The organism is Xanthomarina sp. F1114, assembly GCF_026410255.1.
Lineage (GTDB): Bacteria > Bacteroidota > Bacteroidia > Flavobacteriales > Flavobacteriaceae > Xanthomarina.
Genome location: NZ_JAPMLL010000046.1, coordinates 1 through 398, shown reverse-complemented (window position 1 = coordinate 398; position 398 = coordinate 1). Strand labels below are relative to the sequence as shown.

General features: G+C 38.4%; 1 protein-coding gene. It reads left to right on the top strand.

Annotated features, from left to right (window positions below):
• Positions 1 to 398: hypothetical protein (locus tag OS188_RS14740; RefSeq protein WP_267149613.1), on the top strand; the 398-nt coding region annotated here is incomplete at both ends.

The following is a 398-nucleotide window of genomic DNA, read 5'->3' as shown; positions in this document are numbered from 1 at the left end:
ATCGGAACAAGCTCTGGCGCTTCAGATATTGCAAATGGAGTAGATGTAGGCAATACCACAACTTATAATCCACCCACTGATTTTCCTGAAAACACGGAGATTTTTGTGAGTATTACACCATATAATACAGCAGGAAGTGCAATAGGATGTGCCGAGGAAAGCTTTACAACTGAAGTTTTAATTCCAGCATGTACAAGTTTAGTCAGTCCGTTTAATGGAGAAACAGATGTTTTTGTCGATTCTGATATTACCTGGAATGCTATTGCAAACGCTACAGGGTATTTAATTACTATTGGAACAAGTTCTGGCGCTTCAGATATTGCAAATGGAGTAGATGTAGGCAATACCACAACTTATAATCCACCCACTGATTTTCCTGAAAACACAGAGATTTTTGT